Consider the following 2,180-nt stretch of genomic DNA (forward strand, 5'->3'; position numbering starts at 1 on the left):
ATGATGCGAAGGGGTTTGGCTTCATCGCGCAGGACGGTGGCAAGGATGTTTTCGTTCACCACACGGCAATCATCGCCGATGGCTTCCGTTCGCTATCCGAAGGAGACAATGTGGAGTTCGAGGTAGTCGAGGGCCCCAAGGGCCTGCAGGCCTCGAATGTCCGTAAGGTCTGACGCCCCAGCGCCCTTCCCCCTAAGTCGCTAGTCTGGAATCACCCCCCGCCGCGCCAGGTGGGGGGTGTTGTTGGTGTCTCTAGTTCCCGCCGCACCAGCCGATACTCCTGACATCACAGAACCAGGGCTCTTACCGCATGTTGCCGACGGTACACGCAGTCGTGCTTGCAGCATTGCTGCTCTGGCCCGGAGCCGCGGAAGGTCCGGATCCCATAGCTGGGGATACCACCACGCTCCAGTTCTTCGGGTTCCGCGCCGGCGCGAGCCTCGACGAGCTGAGCGCTCGCCTGGCGAGCCTGAGTGGCGGACGTCTGCGCTGCAAGCGCGCCAAGCTGGACCCCAGCGTCAACGAGTGCCGCGCGGTTTTGCAGAGCCCGGAGCTCGGACGGGTCGACGTCTGGGTCTCCGCCATCGACAGCATGGCAGGCGTGTTGACGCTGTCTGCTCCGGTGGATTTCAATCGGCTTGACCTCTGGCGGGATGAGCTGCTCCAGCGCTACGGCCCGGTGAACCCGCGGGTCCAGGGCACTCAATCGATGCTCCAGTGGGTACGGCGAGGGCGCATGTTGCGCCTCACCTGGAGGCTCGAGGGAGGCCAGCCCACAGCCTCGGTGAGTCTGGTCGATGGCCGCGTGCTCGACGACTGGGGGCGAGCGCGGAACCGCTCGGCACGCTGACGGCACGTATGTCAGCCGTAGAGCCGGACCAGGTAGCTGCCATCGGTGTGCTCGAGGGTGTAGTCGCGCACAACGCGACCCGAGTCCTTAAGGACCCCAAGCAACCCGCGGATCCGCGTCCGGATCGGAGCGCCCCCGCCGGCGCGTCCCCGTCCCGTGATCAATCGAACGACGGCACCGGGTCGGGCTTTGGCCTGGGCGCGGAGGAAGCGTTCGGCATTGGTGGCGGCCTCGCTGACACTCTGGCCGTGCAGGTCGAAGGTGGCAACAGGCGACTGGTCGGTCCAATCAGGCATGGTGCGATGAAATCTAGGGGCAAACTGCTGGCCGGCGCGCTCATCCTCGGGCTCTGCGCCTGCCATTTCTCGCAAGCGCCGATTCGGATCGGCTTGGCCGGATCGCTCAGCGATCCCGTCGGCATCCCGATGAAGCGGGCTGCCGAGCTCGCAGTGTCGGAGATCAATGCCGCCGGCGGTGTACGAGGGCGGCCCCTCGAGCTGCTCGAGCGGGACGACTACTCCGATCCGGATTCGGCAGTGTTCGTAGCCACTGACCTCTACGATGCTGGCGTGTCGGCGGTAATTGGCCATCTCTTCTCCGGTCCCACGCTGGCTGCTGCGCCGGTGTACAACGGCGGCCCCGATCCGGTGGTCGCCATCTCACCTTCCTCCTCATCACCTGACATCTCAACCGCGGGAGATTACACCTTCCGGATATGCCCCAGCGATCTGGCCCATGGGGCAGCGCTCGCGCGGTGGGTCCGGGATACCCTCGGCTTCGATCGTGGAGCAGTACTGTATCTCAACGATCAGTACGGGCGCGGTGTCCGCCAGACGTTCGTTCGTGACTTCCTCAAGCATGGCGGAGTCCTGCTCTCGGTCGATCCCTACCTGGGCGACTCGCCGGACGTCGGTGCCTACCTCGACCGGTTGGCGCACCTGGGGCGCGCCCAGTTTCTAGTGGTGGCCGGCAACCGCGGCGACGCCGAGGAGATTCTCCGACAGGCTCGGAGTCGCGGCCTCACCCTGCCGATCGTGGGGGCGGATGGGCTCGAGGGCATCGAAGAAGCGGGCGCCATTGCGGACGGCGTCTATCTCTCTTCAGCCTATCTCACCACGCTTCCAACGGCAGCAAACCGTGCGTTCCTGCAGGCATATCGCAAGAAATTTCCGGGTACCGGGCTTCCCAATCAGCCGGCCGCAGCCACCTACGATGCCGTCTACCTGCTGCGCGATGTCATTGCTCGTGCCGGTCCCAAGCGGCAGGACGTTCGGCGCGCGCTCGCGGAGGTCGGCACCAAGACACCTGGGTTTAAGGGCGTCACTGGAAC

Annotated in this window: 4 protein-coding genes; 3 read left to right on the forward strand and 1 reads right to left on the reverse strand. The window is 65.4% G+C overall.

All coding sequences use genetic code 11. From position 1 onward, the window contains the following. Both ACJ8AT_RS33760 and ACJ8AT_RS33765 read left to right on the forward strand, forming a co-directional pair. Nucleotides 1-173: cold-shock protein (locus ACJ8AT_RS33760; protein WP_407742090.1), on the forward strand; the 173-nt coding region annotated here is incomplete at its 5' end. Between the two features lie 161 nt (nucleotides 174-334). After that, entirely contained in the window at nucleotides 335-850 is a 516-nt protein-coding gene (locus tag ACJ8AT_RS33765; RefSeq protein WP_407742087.1) for a hypothetical protein, read from the forward strand. An 11-nt stretch (nucleotides 851-861) separates the two neighbouring features. Here ACJ8AT_RS33765 and ACJ8AT_RS33770 read toward each other — a convergent pair whose 3' ends face one another. After that, complete coding sequence (locus tag ACJ8AT_RS33770) at nucleotides 862-1,146, reverse strand: Smr/MutS family protein (protein ID WP_407742088.1); 285 nt, start codon at nucleotides 1,144-1,146, stop codon at nucleotides 862-864. 6 nt (nucleotides 1,147-1,152) lie between these two features. On the opposite strand from ACJ8AT_RS33770, the gene ACJ8AT_RS33775 reads away from it, so the two are divergent. Continuing rightward, nucleotides 1,153-2,180: ABC transporter substrate-binding protein (locus ACJ8AT_RS33775; RefSeq protein ID WP_407742089.1), on the forward strand; the 1,028-nt coding region annotated here is incomplete at its 3' end.

Source organism: Hyalangium sp. (assembly GCF_045802625.1).
Lineage (GTDB): Bacteria > Myxococcota > Myxococcia > Myxococcales > Myxococcaceae > Hyalangium.

Excerpts from the sequence above, each read along its gene's own strand:
- ACJ8AT_RS33770 (WP_407742088.1), bottom strand. The coding sequence starts at position 1,146 with ATGCCTGATTGGACCGACCAGTCGCCTGTTGCCACCTTCGACCTGCAC.